Origin of the sequence: Sporosarcina newyorkensis (genome assembly GCF_900167515.1) — a bacterium.
Taxonomy (GTDB): domain Bacteria; phylum Bacillota; class Bacilli; order Bacillales_A; family Planococcaceae; genus Sporosarcina; species Sporosarcina newyorkensis.
On record NZ_FUYJ01000005.1, the window covers coordinates 17,691 to 33,686 of the forward strand.

The 15,996-nt window shown below is 42.5% G+C and carries 19 protein-coding genes and 1 pseudogene; 13 read left to right on the top strand and 7 right to left on the bottom strand.

Annotated elements, in window-relative coordinates:
- The first annotated feature begins 32 nt into the window (after positions 1 to 32).
- On the top strand, positions 33 to 818 hold the full coding sequence (locus B5D59_RS10585; RefSeq protein ID WP_009498303.1) for an enoyl-CoA hydratase: 786 nt from the start codon (positions 33 to 35) through the stop codon (positions 816 to 818).
- A gap of 78 nt (positions 819 to 896) precedes the next feature.
- On the opposite strand, the gene mgsA is transcribed toward B5D59_RS10585, so the two are convergent.
- Positions 897 to 1,301: a methylglyoxal synthase gene (mgsA, locus tag B5D59_RS10590; protein ID WP_040759538.1), complete on the bottom strand. Its 405-nt coding sequence runs from the start codon at positions 1,299 to 1,301 to the stop codon at positions 897 to 899.
- 498 nt (positions 1,302 to 1,799) lie between these two features.
- Positions 1,800 to 1,985, bottom strand: a complete 186-nt coding sequence (locus B5D59_RS10595) for a YhzD family protein (protein WP_078817882.1) — start codon at positions 1,983 to 1,985, stop codon at positions 1,800 to 1,802.
- Positions 1,986 to 2,151: 166 nt separating this feature from the next.
- On the opposite strand from B5D59_RS10595, the gene B5D59_RS10600 reads away from it, so the two are divergent.
- The 9 genes and pseudogenes from B5D59_RS10600 (at position 2,152) to yhaM (ending at position 10,507) form a co-directional block, all read left to right on the top strand.
- Entirely contained in the window at positions 2,152 to 2,355 is a 204-nt protein-coding gene (locus B5D59_RS10600) for a helix-turn-helix transcriptional regulator (protein WP_143759401.1), read from the top strand.
- 2 nt (positions 2,356 to 2,357) lie between these two features.
- On the top strand, positions 2,358 to 2,669 hold the full coding sequence (locus B5D59_RS10605; protein WP_078817883.1) for a hypothetical protein: 312 nt from the start codon (positions 2,358 to 2,360) through the stop codon (positions 2,667 to 2,669).
- Positions 2,670 to 2,687: 18 nt separating this feature from the next.
- Positions 2,688 to 2,846 carry a hypothetical protein gene (locus tag B5D59_RS18215; protein ID WP_176132556.1) on the top strand — a complete coding sequence of 53 codons (159 nt, stop codon included), beginning with the start codon at positions 2,688 to 2,690 and terminating at the stop codon, positions 2,844 to 2,846.
- Positions 2,828 to 2,989 (top strand): annotated as a pseudogene (locus B5D59_RS18695) (hypothetical protein); the annotation flags it as partial. The gene B5D59_RS18215 and the pseudogene B5D59_RS18695, both read left to right, overlap by 19 nt.
- A 62-nt stretch (positions 2,990 to 3,051) precedes the next feature.
- Complete coding sequence (locus tag B5D59_RS10610) at positions 3,052 to 3,951, top strand: ABC transporter ATP-binding protein (RefSeq protein ID WP_078817884.1); 900 nt, start codon at positions 3,052 to 3,054, stop codon at positions 3,949 to 3,951.
- The gene (locus B5D59_RS10615) at positions 3,944 to 5,203 is read left to right on the top strand and encodes an ABC transporter permease (RefSeq protein WP_078817885.1); all 1,260 of its coding nucleotides are present in this window, start codon (positions 3,944 to 3,946) and stop codon (positions 5,201 to 5,203) included. The genes B5D59_RS10610 and B5D59_RS10615 overlap by 8 nt, the downstream gene beginning before the upstream one ends.
- Before the next feature lie 291 nt (positions 5,204 to 5,494).
- A complete protein-coding gene (locus B5D59_RS10620) occupies positions 5,495 to 6,706 on the top strand; it encodes a metallophosphoesterase family protein (protein ID WP_078817886.1) in 1,212 nt (403 codons plus the stop codon).
- A 4-nt stretch (positions 6,707 to 6,710) separates the two neighbouring features.
- Positions 6,711 to 9,572 carry an ATP-binding protein gene (locus tag B5D59_RS10625; protein WP_078817887.1) on the top strand — a complete coding sequence of 954 codons (2,862 nt, stop codon included), beginning with the start codon at positions 6,711 to 6,713 and terminating at the stop codon, positions 9,570 to 9,572.
- A complete protein-coding gene (gene yhaM, locus B5D59_RS10630) occupies positions 9,569 to 10,507 on the top strand; it encodes a 3'-5' exoribonuclease YhaM (RefSeq protein ID WP_009498293.1) in 939 nt (312 codons plus the stop codon). The genes B5D59_RS10625 and yhaM overlap by 4 nt, the downstream gene beginning before the upstream one ends.
- Positions 10,508 to 10,567: 60 nt before the next feature.
- Here yhaM and B5D59_RS10635 read toward each other — a convergent pair whose 3' ends face one another.
- Positions 10,568 to 11,527, bottom strand: coding sequence for a peptidylprolyl isomerase (locus B5D59_RS10635; RefSeq protein ID WP_009498292.1), 960 nt, complete (start codon positions 11,525 to 11,527; stop codon positions 10,568 to 10,570).
- A gap of 145 nt (positions 11,528 to 11,672) precedes the next feature.
- Between B5D59_RS10635 and B5D59_RS10640 the strand changes: the two genes are divergently transcribed.
- Entirely contained in the window at positions 11,673 to 11,774 is a 102-nt protein-coding gene (locus B5D59_RS10640; protein WP_139366000.1) for a YjcZ family sporulation protein, read from the top strand.
- Between the two features lie 43 nt (positions 11,775 to 11,817).
- Here the strand turns inward: B5D59_RS10640 and B5D59_RS10645 are convergent, their stop codons facing one another.
- From B5D59_RS10645 to B5D59_RS10660, 4 genes are all read right to left on the bottom strand, one after another.
- Entirely contained in the window at positions 11,818 to 12,003 is a 186-nt protein-coding gene (locus tag B5D59_RS10645) for a hypothetical protein (protein ID WP_040759532.1), read from the bottom strand.
- Between the two features lie 84 nt (positions 12,004 to 12,087).
- Positions 12,088 to 12,651 (bottom strand): HTH-type transcriptional regulator Hpr, encoded by a 564-nt coding sequence (locus B5D59_RS10650; protein WP_009498290.1) that lies wholly within the window; start codon positions 12,649 to 12,651, stop codon positions 12,088 to 12,090.
- Positions 12,652 to 12,857: 206 nt separating this feature from the next.
- Complete coding sequence (locus B5D59_RS10655) at positions 12,858 to 13,214, bottom strand: YtxH domain-containing protein (protein ID WP_009498289.1); 357 nt, start codon at positions 13,212 to 13,214, stop codon at positions 12,858 to 12,860.
- 127 nt (positions 13,215 to 13,341) lie between these two features.
- A complete protein-coding gene (locus B5D59_RS10660; protein ID WP_040759529.1) occupies positions 13,342 to 13,767 on the bottom strand; it encodes an HIT family protein in 426 nt (141 codons plus the stop codon).
- A gap of 120 nt (positions 13,768 to 13,887) precedes the next feature.
- Here B5D59_RS10660 and B5D59_RS10665 point away from each other — a divergent pair, with 120 nt between their 5' ends.
- Both B5D59_RS10665 and B5D59_RS10670 read left to right on the top strand, forming a co-directional pair.
- Positions 13,888 to 14,634 carry an ABC transporter ATP-binding protein gene (locus B5D59_RS10665; protein ID WP_078817889.1) on the top strand — a complete coding sequence of 249 codons (747 nt, stop codon included), beginning with the start codon at positions 13,888 to 13,890 and terminating at the stop codon, positions 14,632 to 14,634.
- A complete protein-coding gene (locus tag B5D59_RS10670; protein WP_078817890.1) occupies positions 14,618 to 15,829 on the top strand; it encodes an ABC transporter permease in 1,212 nt (403 codons plus the stop codon). Before B5D59_RS10665 ends, B5D59_RS10670 begins: the two co-directional genes overlap by 17 nt.
- Positions 15,830 to 15,996: the final 167 nt, after the last annotated feature.

Below are 15,996 nucleotides of genomic sequence, written 5' to 3' on the forward strand. Positions count from 1 at the left end.
TGAATGAATGACCATTCACACAAAAGGGGGAATTGATTTTGGTAAAACAGATCGAAGTGGAAATCGAAGGTAGATTAGCAACTGTGACATTTAATCAGCCGGATGTCATGAATGCGATGGATGGCCAGATGATGAGGGAATTGGCGGATATCGTCGATGAACTGAAAGGGAAATCTTCTGTGCATGTTGTATTATTCCGAGGAGCAGGACGTGCGTTTTCAGCAGGTGGAAATGTTAAAGCGATGCTCGACCCAAGTGGACCGATGAAAATGGAGGATATTATGGTCGACTTGTCGAGATTGGCTCTGTCGATGTACAGCATGCCCCAAATCACGATTGCATCGGTCCATGGTGCAGCAGCGGGACTTGGTTGCAGTATAGCGATTGCCTGTGATGTAGTGATTGCGGAAGAATCGAGCAAAATCGCGATGAATTTCATTGGAATCGGTTTGGTACCGGATGGCGGAGGTCATTTCTTCCTGAAGGAACGAGTCGGCACAGCGAGAGCGAAGCAGCTGATTTGGTCGGGTGAAGTGTTAGATGGTAAACGGGCGATGCAAATCGGACTCATTGATCAAGTCGTTCCAGATGGGGAAGCGTGGAATACAGCAGGGCAGCGTGCCCAACAAATCTTGAATTCACCGACAGCTTCAATGGCGGTATCTAAACAAATTTTACATGCGGCCGGTGTGGCGGAGCTTGAAAGAATCGTGGAATTAGAAAGTAAAGCACAAGCAGCAATGCGAAAGACTTCCGATCACCGTGAAGGAATACAAGCATTCGTTGAGAAAAGAAAACCAAGTTTTACTGGGCAATAAAGAAGTGAACAAAAAATAGACGCGCAATTAGCTGCGCGTCTGAAATATAATGTATCCTTGGTGGATTTCAGAAATAGATTATTTATATTTAGCTGCTGTTTCTCGCCAAGAGAAATAGCCTTTTTCAATCGCTCGTAATAATAGTTCGGCTGAAGCTAAGTTTGTGGCTAACGGAATACCGTAGACATCACACAGTCGCAGCAAGGCACTGACGTCCGGTTCATGTGGCTGAGCTGTGAGCGGGTCGCGAAAGAATAAGATCAGATCTAGCTGCCCTGTAGCAATCATCGCCCCAATTTGCTGATCTCCGCCAAGCGGTCCAGACATGAGTCGACTTATTGAAAGCTCTGTTTCCTCCATGATACGTGTACCTGTTGTACCAGTAGCATAGAGATCATGTTTAGCAAATATTTGTTCATAAGCAATTGCGAAGTTTACCAATTCAGACTTTTTTTCATCATGGGCAATTAACGCGATGTTCAAACCAGTCACTTCCTTCTACGAATTATTGACGAAGATAGCGTATCATAAACAGCGCGAAAAATCTCGCTTTTCTGAGAGCGAAGAAAAAAGAAAAATTGGAAGATAGATTTAGTGGGTAGAAAACAATTAATATTAAATGAATCGATTTACATTAAATGTGAATTATAGTTTTTTAATTATTGTTTCCCGGGAAATAATATCGATTTTAATCAATAGAAACTAGCTGTTTAAGAAGTCATTTCAACTGATTTCTTGGACAGCTTTTGTTTGTCTTGAGGGAAGTTTTATGTCCCTCTTCTAGCGCTAATAATTTTTTCTGCGCTACTGTTTTGACATAGTACTGTTAAGAAGAAAACGCGAACTGAAAGGGTTTTGAGTCTCTGTATAGAACTAACGTTCCTGACGAAGAACTTGACGTGTTTAGTAGTCTCCACTATCTGAATCCGAAAGAAAAGGTTGTCCCGGAAAGACATCCCGTCTTTTCGGACAACCTCTTTTTTATACGTGGAATAGTAATAGTTTGCCGCGCGGTGATGCAAGGCGGTGTGTGCGTTCCGATAAATCTTTTTCAGTGAGCAGTTGGCGTCCTTGCTCCTTTGCGACCTCATCATTTTCCGCTGTGAATGATTCTTCTGTAATCAAAGTGCCGTTTTTCTCGTATGCAGTCAATTTGTAGGTTTTCATTTAATCTCCTCCATATGCTTTTATTCAGTATACTATGAATTTATTGAAATGAATAGCGATTCATTTTAATTTTTATGTAAAGTGTATTTGACATTATATTAGAGGTAAAGTAAACTTTACGTAAAGGTTGCTTTACTTCTTGTGCGGAATGGCAGATAAAAGGAGGATGTCAGTGAATAACTATATCAAAGCTAGAAGGTTGGAAATGAGGTGGACGCAAGATGTGCTGGCAGAAAAATTGGACGTCTCTAGGCAGACGATCATTTCATTAGAAAAAGGGAAGTATAATCCGTCTCTGATATTAGCTTTCAAAATCGCTGCATTATTTGATTGTCGTATTGAGGACATTTTTATTTATGAGGAGGAATAAGTATGTACGATGGATTTAATACTTGGTCTTTTTTGCTGGGATTGCCGCTTGGCTTGGTCATTGCCGGAATTGTATGGTTCATCAATTGGAGAATAGGAAAAAAACAACGTCGTTATGATGAACGATACCGGAATATCCATAGGCAAGCACGATCTTATTCATGGCTTGCTACCACTGGGGCAATTTTGATTGGTTGGATGGTTGCCATGCTGTTGGAGGGACCAGGTTTAGCTTTCTTCATTTTAACTGCTATTTGGGTTATTCATATGACGTCCTATGGAGTTGGAGCGGCCATAGCGAATAGTAAAAATTAATTTAGAGGGGGATTTTATATGTTACCATCTAGCTCTGGACTCTTAGGTTTTTTAATGGGGTTTGGCACTGTGTTAGCAATTGCAGTGTATCTGCGCCGGAAAGGAAAAAACAACGTCTCTTTGATGAACGCTATGAAAAAGTCCATGCTAAAGCTAGAACGATTTCTTGGGGGATAACGATAATTGTATTGGCTGCGATGTGGCTTGGAGCTTTGTTATATGAGGGAATTCAGCTTGCCTTTATTTTACTTTCCGTGGCATATGGAATCATGTTGATATCTTATGGAATCGCAAGCTTAGTGATAGATAAAAGAGAATAGTGAAACAATTTGTTGGTAGAATCCGTAGAACTAGAAAGAGAGAATGAAAGGAGACTGTGAGTATGGCTTTGCAGCTGGAACAGGTGACCAAAAGATTTGGAGACTTTACTGCGGTTGATCAATTATCGCTGATGGTAGAAGAAGGGACAATGTATGGTTTTTTAGGGGCGAATGGAGCAGGTAAGACGACGACATTCCGGATGATTCTTGGATTGCTGAACACGACAGAAGGGTCCATTGCATGGAATGGGCGGACGATCTCATATGAAACGAGCCCTCAAATTGGATATTTGCCTGAAGAGCGAGGTTTGTATCCGAAGATGAAGGTGCTGGAGCAATTAATGTTTCTTGGTCAATTACGCGGTATGGATAAAGTCAGTGCAAAAAGTGCATCATTCCAATGGTTGGAACGTTTTGAAGTCCCTCACTATACGAATAAGAAAGTGGAAGAATTATCAAAAGGGAATCAGCAGAAAATCCAAGTGATTGCGTCATTAATGCATAACCCGAAGTTGCTTATTCTCGATGAACCATTTTCAGGACTTGACCCAGTGAATGTGGAAATGTTGAAGAAGGCGATTGTTGATTTCCGCAACAATGGAGCGACGATTTTATTTTCCAGTCACCGAATGGACCACGTAGAAGAGTTATGCGAGCAACTTAGCATCATTCATCATGGCCAGCAACTCGTCAGCGGAAAACTGCGTGATGTTAAGCGTTCATTTGGTAAACAAAATGTTCGAATTCGTTCGGATTTTCCATTGGAAGGAATGGAGTCAATGGATGGCGTCATCACTTCCCATCACTCATTAGAAGGTGCAGTGTTTCAGGTGGAGGATGAAAAAGTTGCGAATGACTTATTACAGGCGGCCTTACTAAAAGGACCAATTCGTCATTTTGAAATAGAAGAACCTTCTTTGCAAGACATTTTCATTGCGAAAGTGGGGGAAGAGCATGCGTGAGTTTTGGATTATTTTCAAACAGAGTTTTATGACGAAAGCAAAAACTAAATCATTTTTTATTACGACGCTTATCATGGTTGCAGGAATTTTCCTTTTTGCGAATTTGCCGAGTATTATTGATAAGGCGGGTAAATTGATAGGAGACAGCAAAGAAGATAAAGTACTTGTTTTAGATCAAAGCGGTATGTTGGCTGAGCGTTTGCAACAACAGCTCAAGCAAAGTGATGAGGAGATTAAAGTCGAGCTTGCGGATGAACCGAAAGAACAGTTGTTAAAACAAGTGAAAGAGGAGGACATCGAAGCATTCATTGAATTGGATTTGGACGCAACGCAGACCATTCAAGCAACGTATACGACAGCAAGCTTGGTGGATAACTATTTGCCTTCTGCCTTACAAGATGCATTGCAATCGATTCAGACAGAAGTAAAAGCAGAGCAATTATCGCTGTCCGGTGAACAAGTAGCTACTTTGTTTGCGCCGATCCAATTTGAAAAACAAAATATTTCTGATTCAGCTAAGTCAGAGGACGAACTGAATCAGGCGCGAGTGCTAGTTTATGTGCTGATGTTCGTCATTTATTTTGCGGTCATTATTTACTCTTCCATGATTGCTACAGAAGTGGCGACGGAGAAGTCTTCGCGTGTAATGGAAATCTTGATATCGAGTGTATCGCCGGTTAAGCATATGTTTGCGAAAGTGCTGGGTATCGGATCATTAGGGATTGTTCAGATTGTGGTTTATGGATTGGCGGGATTCATTGCGTACAAACTTTCTTCGATGGGAGAAGAAAATGAACTTTCCGCATTCTTCAGTCTAGAAAATTTACAAGTCAGCACGTTAGTCTATGCGGTGATTTTCTTCTTGTTGGGGTACTTTTTATATGCCACACTGGCAGCGTTGCTTGGTTCGCTTGTCAGCCGTACAGAGGATGTCCAGCAAATGATCATGCCAATGTCATTGCTCGTGGTAGCGGCATTCATCATTGCGGCAACAGGTCTTGGGAATCCTGAGCTAGGCTATTTGAAGATTGCTTCGTTCATTCCATTCTTCACACCGCTCGTTATGTTCTTGCGTGTCGGTATGTTGGATTTGCCGTTATGGGAACCCTTGCTTTCGATTGCCATTATGGTTGCGACGATTATCATGCTCGGCTGGTTTGGAGCGAAGGTCTATCGTGGCGGGGTGTTGATGTACGGTCCATCGCGCTCATTGAAAGACTTGAAAAAAGCAATTCAATTAGGGAAAGAATAATATACTCTTAGATGTCAATGGTTTTTGCCGAAAGAGATACGGTTTTGATAAAGGCTTTGTCATCTAAGAGAGAGAAACTGCGTTATGAGCGCTAGTGATACTGTTATGATCGAGTACAGGCAGTTAATGATCACAGGCAAACGCATGATACAATAAAAAGAACAAGGGCTGTTCCGAAGAAGAAATCATTTTTAAATGACTTTCGGGGCAGTCCTTGTTTTTCATGCTCTTTTCAGTTGGAGATGGCTTATGGTAAAATAGAGAACGAGTATTCGTGGGAGAGGTGCATTTATGGAGACGATCCGATTTTTACATACAGCTGATCTGCACTTGGACAGCCCCTTTAAAGGCATGGCTGCCGCCGGGCCGGATGAATTGCTTAGATTGCAACAATCGACGTTCACGGCATTTGATCGCTTTATAGATTATGCAGTGAAAGAACAGCCAGACTTTATCTTAATCGTCGGCGATGTATATGATGGAGAAGACCGAGGCTTACGTGCGCAAATTCGTTTTCAGCAAGGAATGCAACGGCTTTTTGATGTTGGGATTCCTGTATTCGTAACGTATGGAAACCATGATCATTTGGCAGGTAATTGGACAAGAGTCTCATTGCCGGCTAATGTGCAGGTATTTTCAGAAGAAGTAGAACAGAAGCAGATGACTGTAAAGGGGAAAGATGTGTTCTTGCACGGCTTTAGTTATCCTCAGCGGCATGTGAGAGAACCGATGATCGAGAAATATCCTAGTGCGCACGGTGAAGGTATTCATATTGGTTTGCTGCATGGCAGTGTGGCGGGTGATTCCGCGCATGCTGTGTATGCACCGTTCACTATCCGTGAATTGCAGGAAAAGAACTATCACTATTGGGCGCTGGGACATATCCATAAGCGTCAGCAGTTAGTGGAATATCCTCCCATCGTTTATCCCGGAAATTTGCAGGGACGGCATCGGAAAGAACAAGGAATAAAAGGATTTTACGATATTTCGTTATCCAGTGAAAAAGCATCTTTGAAGTTTGTTGAGACTTCGGATATTGTCTTTACTGAATTGACTATTTCGTGTGAAGGGATTGAATTTGCGGATGCTTGGTTGACGAAGTGTCAGGAAGCGATCGACGGGCTGGTTGCCGAGTCAGGAAGTGTGGTAGTGGAACTGGTGATGGAGCACGTCGAGGGACTGGCTGATGATCTGCAGGGGGCATCTACTGAATCGGAATGGCTGGATGTATTAAGGGAACAATATAGCGGTATGGAGCCGTTTGTGTGGATTTCATCAATTGAATGGCCCTTGGTTACGAATAGGGAGTTGCCGAAAGCTTTGCTGGAACCTATAGAACAAACAATAGAAAAATGGGAGCAGGACGACTGGAACAATCTTGTGAAAGATGTATACAGTCATCGGGCAGGGCGTTATTTGGAACGTTTGGAACCACATGATATAGAACAATTGAAACAGCAAGCGGCTGCTTTATTGGCAAATGAATTGCTGAAGGAAGGATGATCAAATGAATATTCGAAAGATCGTCCTATATGGGTTTGGTCAGCATGAGAATGTAGAAATCAAATTTTCTAATGGCATGAATCTTCTATATGGTCCGAATGAAGCGGGCAAGACGACGATTCAGCAAGCGATTCTTCATATTTTATTCGGATTCCCGCAAAAGAATCAGCAAGAACTTCGCTATGAACCGAAAACAGGCGGAAGGTATGGCGGTTGTCTTTATGTAACGGACGCAGAATTTGGCAATTGGATGATTGAACGAGTGCGAGGTAAGTCCTCGGGTGACGTCAGAATACAGTTTGAAGATGGACGGACGGCAGGGGAAGAAGAGCTGAAACATTTATTGAGAGGCTATGACCGCCAGGCGTTTGAAGCGATCTTTTCTTTCTCGCTGTTTCAGCTGCAAGGTCTAGACAAGATGGACGAAGATGAACTGAGCCGCACCTTGCTGGCATCTGGCACTACAGGTCTCGACACGCTGTGGAAATTGGAAAAGAAATTAGAAAAAGAAACAGCCGGCTTATTTAAGAAGTCCGGAAAACTGCCGCTAATGAATCAAAAACTAGCGGAAATAAAAGAACTTGTACACGCAATCCAAAACGAACAGCAGAAACTTGCAGCCTACGAACCGTTAACGCAACGGCAACACCAATTGACAGAGCAAGTGAAAGCCTTGCGACTGGAAGAACAGCAGCTGCATGTACAAGCGGATGAACAGATGATCGCGATGCAGATCGTCCCGCTGCAACAACGACAGCAACAACTTTTAGAGCAATTGGCCGAGTATTCAAGCCGGGACTTCCCGGCCGACGGCATTCGAAGGTACGAAGAGCTGGCCAGCAAACAGGCGGAATTGGAAATAAAAAAGGCTCGTTTAGAAAAAGAACAGCAACAATGGCAAACTGAACTAGTCGGGTTGCGACCAGAAAGTGAACGACAGCAGTTGGAACGTTGGGTAGCTCAAGAAGCAGAATGGCATCGCTTGCGAACGGACACGCTCTCTGCTGAACAGGAAATCCGATTGCTCGCGACGAAAAAAAATCAGCTGACACATCGTCTTGCTCTGACAGAGACTCAGTTATCAGCTATCGAACAGATGAATATTTCAATTCAGAGAGAGCGTCAATTAGAACCGCTAGTGCAGGAACAGGCTGAGGCGGAGCAACAATTGACAACACTGAATCGTATGCTTGCAGAAGCGGAAAGTGAGCGCCAGGAAGCAGAGCAGCGGAAAGAACAGCTTGAAAGACAAGCTGTCACAGAACAGGAAATGAAGAAGCTGGCGAAATGGCCTGAGTTGAAACGGCAACTTTCAGAAGCGAAACTTATGCTGTCTGTTGCAAATCATCAGCAATCATCGGAGCGCCTGGTTCCATTATTCTTACTCGTCATTGGTCTCATTATTGGAGTATATGGTATATGGCAACAGCAGTGGTTCATCGCGATTTTAGGCGTGATCAGTTTGGCTGTCGGAATGTTTCTAAGGAAAAAGCAACCAGCTACATTGGAAGAACAACGAACTTTTATTCAAGAACATGAATCATTGGCCGCTGAGATGGAGAGCCTGGAGGAGCGCTTTGAAACACAGCAGCGAACCCAACAGCAAGTATATACAGAGATTGAAAGGCTGGACCGTAAATTACAGAAACTAGCTACTGAGATGGAGCAATCACATCGGCAAAAGCAGCAAGCAATCGGTGCGTTGAAAAAAGCCGTACAAGATGATCCGATCGATCTGACATTCAACATCCAAGAGAGCTTCCGTTTGTTGCGTGAGCTGCAGGACACGTTAGCAGAGCAACACACATGGCAGCAACGTTTGGAGGCAGGAAAACAACAACTGCAAAACCAAATGGACGAGGTCGAATCTTTGATTGGACCTGTAGCGGAAAGTGCATTGTATGAACATTTGCGCCAAGAACTGATGGATCAGAAGGAACTGCTTGGAAAGTACTACAACCAACAGCAAACCCTTGAAGATCTTGATGGTCAGTTGCAGGAAACGAATGCACTTTTGAAGGCAGTACAACAAGAAATCCAGGAGTTGTTCGACCGGACGGCTGTGTCAGAGAAAGAGCAATTTTATACTGCTTATCAAAATGATCAAAATGCGCAATTACTGAAGCGCCAACTAGCGGAGATTAATTCACAACTCTCGATGTATACAAAAGAACCTCTGAAAGTCGACTGGACGTTACCTGAGCTCGAACGAAGCCGTGAACAGACAGCGCACCGTCTGCAAGTTATCCGTAAAGAAGTGACCGAGCTGGTGGATGAGCAAGTGAAAGTAGATCATGAGCTTGCACAGATGGGAACGAGTAAGACTTTCAGCGAGCTCCAGCAAGTGTTCGAAGTAAGAAAAGCGGAACTCGAGGAATTGGCAAAACAATGGACGGTTCGAAAAGCAGTAACGGAAGCCATCAGGCAAACGATGAGTGAGTGGAAAGAACATCAATTGCCGGCTGTTTTGGAACTGGCAAATGAATGGTTTAGCCGTTTAACTGCATATCGATATCGCACACTTGGTTTAACTTCAGAAGGATATTTCCAAGCTGCGGCGCAGAACGGTCAGAAATTTATGATCAATGAACTGAGTCAAGCGACAAAAGAGCAGGCTTATCTTTCATTGCGGCTCGCATTAGCTTCCGCTCTGTCGGATCGTGCACCATTTCCTATTATTATGGATGATCCATTTGTTCACTTTGATAATGAGAGACTTTCGCGTATGATAGAAATTATTAAAGAGTTGCAACCATCTCATCAATTTTTATATTTCACCTGCCATGAAGAAATGAAATTGAAATGGACGAGTGACGTACATAAAGTCGAGATTGGAACAAGGGTAAAAGGAGAGATCCAGTTATGAAAAAATTATTGGAACATCAAGTAGGAGAGCCTGTTGATCTATTTCTCTTGATTAAACAGGCTACAAAAGGCATCACCCAACAAGGAAGCCCATTCATGACACTGATTCTGCAAGATAAAAGCGGAGATCTCGAAGCAAAACTATGGGATACTGGTGAAGAACAGGCACAGTTGTATCAGGCAGCGACCATCGTCAAAGTAGGCGGCGAAATCCATGAATATCGTGGCAAAAACCAATTACGTATTAAAGCGATTCGTCCGATGAAGGAAGAAGAAGGCGTTACGATCGCGGATCTGGTCCCATCTGCTGAAAAAAGCAAAGAAGTGCTCTTTGAAGAGTTAATGCAATATTTCTTTGAGATGAAAAATCCAGATATCCAGCGCGTCACTCGTCATTTATTGAAAAAACACCAAGCGGATTTTATGTTGTATCCTGCTGCGACAAGAAACCATCATGACTATGTAACTGGTCTGTTGGATCACGTTGTGTCCATGCTAAAGCTCGGTAAGGCGATTGCAGAGCTGTATCCAACACTGAATAAAGATTTATTGTATGCGGGAATTATTTTGCACGATATCGGAAAAGTTATTGAGCTTTCCGGCCCAATCGGTACACAATATACGATCGAAGGAAATCTTCTCGGCCATATTACCATCATGGTGAATGAAATTTCGAAGGCGGCTGAGGAACTCGAGATCGATGGTGAAGAGATCATGCTGCTGCAGCATATGGTATTGTCTCATCACGGCAAAGAAGAATGGGGCAGCCCGAAGCGGCCTATGCTGAAGGAAGCTGAAATCCTGCATTATATTGATAATATTGATGCGAAGATGAATATGTTGAATCGCGTCATGTCCAAAACAAACCCAGGTGAATTTTCTGAGCGTGTATTCCCGCTCGACAATCGATCGTTTTATAAGCCGACATTTGAGTAATCCGGTAAATAGATTAAAGAAAACTCCCGTGATAATAATATCATGGGAGTTTTTATCATCTTATTTACTTTCTTCTTTTCCTTCAGCTTCTGCGTCTTTTGAATCTTTTTGTTCTTCTTCGACGTCAGGAGTTTCTTCAGAATCTGCTGGTTGTTCTTCCATCTTGAACAAATCGAGTGCAGATTTTAGATCGCTGTCTTTAATTTTAACGTCAGCCGCTTTCACCAAATCGGATACTTTTGTTAACAATTCATTCTCATCTGCTTTTTCCATCAAAAGTTCCTGACGAATTTCATCTTTCTTTTCATCAGTGATCTTCTCATCTTCTTTTTTACGCTTTTCTTTTACTTCGATAATGTGGAAGCCGTGTTCAGATTGAACAGGTTCACTGATTGTACCTGGTTCAAGGTCGTAAGCTGCATTCCAGAATTCAGGAACCATAACTCCGTAACCGAACCAGTCTAGATTTCCGCCTTCTTCTTTAGAACCTGGATCTGTAGAGTATTCTTTTGCGACTTTCGCAAAGTCCTCACCTTTGTCCAGTTTTTCTTTTACTTCTTTAGCTGTTTCTTCGTCTTCCACAAGAATATGGCGAGCGTTGATCTCGGATTGAGACTCCTCGATGCGCTTATTCAGTTCTTCATCAGATACTTCAATTCCATCAGTCAATGCAGCCTCTTGTAACATATTCAGGCGAATCATTTTCTTGAAGCTATCAGGTGTTTGTCCTTGTTGTGCCAAGAAGGCTTCGAAGTTATCGCCAAGCTGTTCTTTATTCTTGTCGAACTCTTCGTCAACTTTTTTCTCATCGACTTTATACTTATCTTCAAGAACTTTTTCGAGAACAATCATCTGCAATGCTTGTTCACCAACGGAATCTTTCATCTCTTTATAGAATTCTTCTTTCGTCACATCTCCTGCTTTAGATGTCATGACGACTTCGCTATCCCCATTGCCTGAACATGCAGACAATGCTGCAACGGATGCTGCAAGTGTAAAAGCTAAAATTTTCTTTTTCATCAAATAACTCCCCTAATCTAAATGTCATTTCAAGATATCACTATAGCATAAAACGTTTGAAAAACAAAAAGGTTCCTTCTTTTTACAACGCCCAACCGCTTTTTTCCACTTTCGCATAAGATACAGTGTGAAAGGGGGTGCCTTCATGAGCGGTTATAATCACGGCGGGGCAGGTACATCCGGCTTTGCTTTAATTGTTGTTTTGTTCATCTTGTTGATTATTGTTGGTGCAGCGTACTTGTATTAAAAAAAGCCCTGCCCCGTGAGCGGGGCGGGCATACATAATCATTTTAAGCGTGAAAGAAAACTTCCACATATAAAGACAAGATAAGGATTGTGATGAGAATATTAACAGTCCGATAGATTTTCGGCTGCTTCTCTTCTGGAATCTCTCTAGATTGGCAAAGAGCAAATGTCATTTTATTAATTTGAAATAAGTAGAACAGTGAAAATAGAATGGTAATTGTGAGAACCATTTTAAACCTCCTCATTATGCGTCTATATTATCATATCAGAGTATGCGAGTAAAAGAAAAAAACCGAATTGATTAACGGTGGTTCTTATGTTTCCACTTCTGTTTTCTGAAGATAATCTTCTTGATCTTCATAAGTCTTCTCGATATTCTGAAAACCGCGTTCGAAAATATCCATGAAATCATCCCCGTAAATATTGCGAAGAACGGACATTACCTCTAAGAACTCTGGGAATTTTCCATAAATATCTCTTATCGGCAAGGAACCTTGGAGGATACTGTAATCTTCATTATGGTAATTGGCGTTCATTTTAATCAGCAGGTCCTTTCCTTCTTCCGTTACAGTCACATATGTATTGCGTCGATCGTCATTTTTTTTGGAGAAGTAGAGGAGTTCTCGCTGTTCTAGTTTTTTAGAGAAGTTGAACGCGGTAGAAACATGCATCACACCAAATTTAGCGATATCGGAAATTGTGGCGCCTTCTAGATGATAGGCAATCCATAAAATATGGTGCTCATTAATATTTAGATCATAAGGTTTGATCCATTGCTGCCAGTCTTTTTCAACAGCCTTCCATAATGCTTTGGACATTTGGGCGACGCGCTGATTGAAGATCATGGCATCTTTACGTGTAATATTCTGCTCTGCCATCGGGGCACCTGCTTTCTTGTCAGTCTTTTTATTTATTATAGCAAAAAAGCAACAAATAAAAAAGACGGAATAATAAAATAACTAATGCTAGGTGTAAGTGCCTACAGAATATGGTCGACATTCACGACGATATTCTGCAGCCTCTCCTTACACTTTGATCAGCCAGGTGGTTGAACTGATACACAGAGGCGATTTATCCAGCCAAATTAACGATTGCTAATGGACTTTTCAAGGTCCTCTAAAGCAATTTGGATTGCAGAGATCTCTTTTTCCAAACGCTTTTTATTGTGTTCAGTTGAACGCTTCCAGTCGGCTACGGAGTCTTTCATTTCCTCTACAGTTTCTGGAACCAGTTCTTTTGTTTCCTTTGTCAAATCTGTGACAGAATCCTTTAGATCCGCTACTTTACCTCTGACATCTTTCAACTTATCTTTCATCTCTAGCGAAGCTGTTTTTACACTGGATCGCAACTCGCTGCCAGGTTTTGGAGTTGAGTATAGTACTGTAATGGCGGAAGTGACAGCACCTGCCGCTAAGCCGATAAAGAATGTAGACGCTTTCATGTAGAAAACACTCCTTTTGAAGGTTATTATTTTATTAAAGCATGCAAGCCACGGATGGGCAAGAAAAGATCGTACATTTATTATGCAGGAGAAAGCTTTCCTAAGGAAAAGCTTTCATCAAAACATCTTATGCTTGTAATCTCAATTTAATATTATTTGCTAACTCAGAAACGACTTCCATTGGGAATTGTTCCACTTTCGAATTGAATTCAGGTTGGAAACCATCCGATTTATCATAGCGAGGAATAAAATGCATATGAAAATGAAATACAGATTGCCCGGCAAAAGAACCGTTATTCTGTAACAGATTCAACCCGACAGGCTGAAATTCTTCTTTCAATGCGTTTGCGATTTTAGGAGCGACTTTAAATAGGTTGGAAGCCTCTTCTTCTGTCAATTCATACAAGTTTTCACGGTGTGTTTTAGGTATGAGAAGCACATGACCTTTAGTGACGGGCATGATATCCATAAACGCGATGACATGCTCATCTTCATAAACTTTTTCACCCGGGATGGAGCCTTCAACAATTTTGCAGAAAATACATGAGGTCATTTCTACACTTCCTTTCATGTTTGGATGTATTGTAGCATATTTTCTGATAGTTAACGAAGGCAGACAGAGCAATTTTATATTTTCTTTGCTAAAATGAAAATGAAGATTGGAGGAACTATAATGGCAATTCTAGAACTAGAACACGTAACAGGCGGTTACACGCGCAAGCCGGTTTTGCACGACCTTTCATTCCAGATAGAAGAAGGGGAATTGGTTGGTTTGATCGGTCTGAACGGCGCGGGCAAAAGTACAACAATCAAACATATTATCGGTGTGATGAATCCTCTACAAGGTCAAATCAAAATTGACGGAGCAACATTTAGCGATAAAGCACATTATCGGCAGTCATTCAGCTATATTCCCGAAACGCCGGTTCTATACGAAGAGCTCACTTTACAGGAGCATCTTGAGCTGACTGCGATGGCGTATGGATTGGACAAGCAACAATTTGAAATACGTACGGAACAGTTATTGAGGGAATTTCGAATGGAGAAACGTTTGAAATGGTTTCCTGCCCACTTTTCTAAAGGTATGCGGCAAAAGGTCATGATCATGTGTGCCTTCTTAGTGGAGCCAAAACTATATATCATCGATGAGCCATTTGTCGGTTTAGACCCGCTGGCGATTCGAGCGTTGCTGGATCAAATTATTGAGCGCAAAAAAGCGGGTGCATCCATTTTGATGTCCACACATGTCCTTGCGACAGCGGAAAAATATTGCGACCGAATCATCTTGCTCCATGAAGGCCGAGTCCGGGCGAACGGTACAATGGACGATTTGCGTAAAGCGTTCGGGCGCCCCAATGCAACGTTGGATGATTTATATATTGCGATGACCGAGGAATCTGATTATGAACAGCATGCATGATATTTGGGGACAGCGATTCTTTCATTATGTCAATGAATTGCAGAAATATATGCGCTATGTATTCACCGGACACCTTGCAATCGTCTTCATGTTTGCAATCGGAGCGGGCGGATATGCCTACAGCGAATGGTTGAAAGAAGTGCCGGTCAGTTTTCCATCTGCATTGATCGTATCCTTCATTATCGCATTGATCTTAATGAAATCTGCACCCACGACATTGCTGAAGCCTGCTGATATCGTCTATTTCTTGCCGTTAGAACATCAATTGCCAGGTTACATGAAACGCTCACTGTCATGGTCTACATTTTCGCAGTTACCCTTGCCGCTCATTGCTGTGGTCGTGTCTCTTCCTTTATTAAAAGCTACGGAAGTAGGGACAGGCATTGACTATATACTAGCTGTGTTATTGATTATTGCATTGAAAGGGCTATTTGTTGGTACAGAATACAATGTTCGAATTGCCAACAATGAATTTGTCTGGCCAGATCGTATGATTCGTTTCGTGTTGGCGTTTTTGGCGATTTATTTCGGATTGACTTGGAGTCCCATTGCGTTCATCGCAGGCATCTTAGTAGCGATCCTCTATACGAAGTGGTGGGAAAAACAAGCTGTTCAAAAGCCTTTTCCCTATGAGCAGTTCATAGAGTTGGAACAAAATCGAATGATGCGTTTTTATCGATTTGCCAATTACTTCACGGAAGTACCGCATCTAGTCGGTTCCGTTAGTAAACGGAACTGGCTAAAGTTCGCAATGAAAAGTGCGACATTCGAGCGCCGAGATGTACAAGCTTATCTTGTCGGGCGCACGTTCATCCGGACCGACGACACATTCTGGCTATGGCTCAGGCTGACTGTATTGTCGGCGCTTGGTGCATTTCTGATTCCTATACCTATCGTCTCTTTCATCTTCGTCGGTGCATTAGCATTCGCGACAGCGGTACAACTAATCTTGGCGCTTGAAGGCGGAGTTGAGTTTACGATGGATCAGCTTTTCCCGGAAGAAGAGGAAAGGTCCCAGAGTAAGGCTGTTCGCGCGCTTGTAAGAAAGTTAATCATGCTGCAAGCCATCCTTCTCCTGTTGGCAGCGTTGCCATTGTACGGATTAAGTCTGATTCCGGTCCTTATTGCAGTAGTTGCAGTTATAATCGGTGAGGCTACTATTCGTTTGACGAAAGAGCAGGAAGTAGAAATTTAGTTTATGCTGCTGGGTTAGAAAAGGTGCAAGGCACAGTGTGTGTGGCGGGAGTATGGTCACTGAAAACACTTCGGCGCTTGCGGATGGCTCCCGCAATGAGCCAGTCAGGAAGATCGCCTGTCTGTCTCATCGCTCCGCCTACCGCTTGTAAGGCGCCTGCGTTTAGT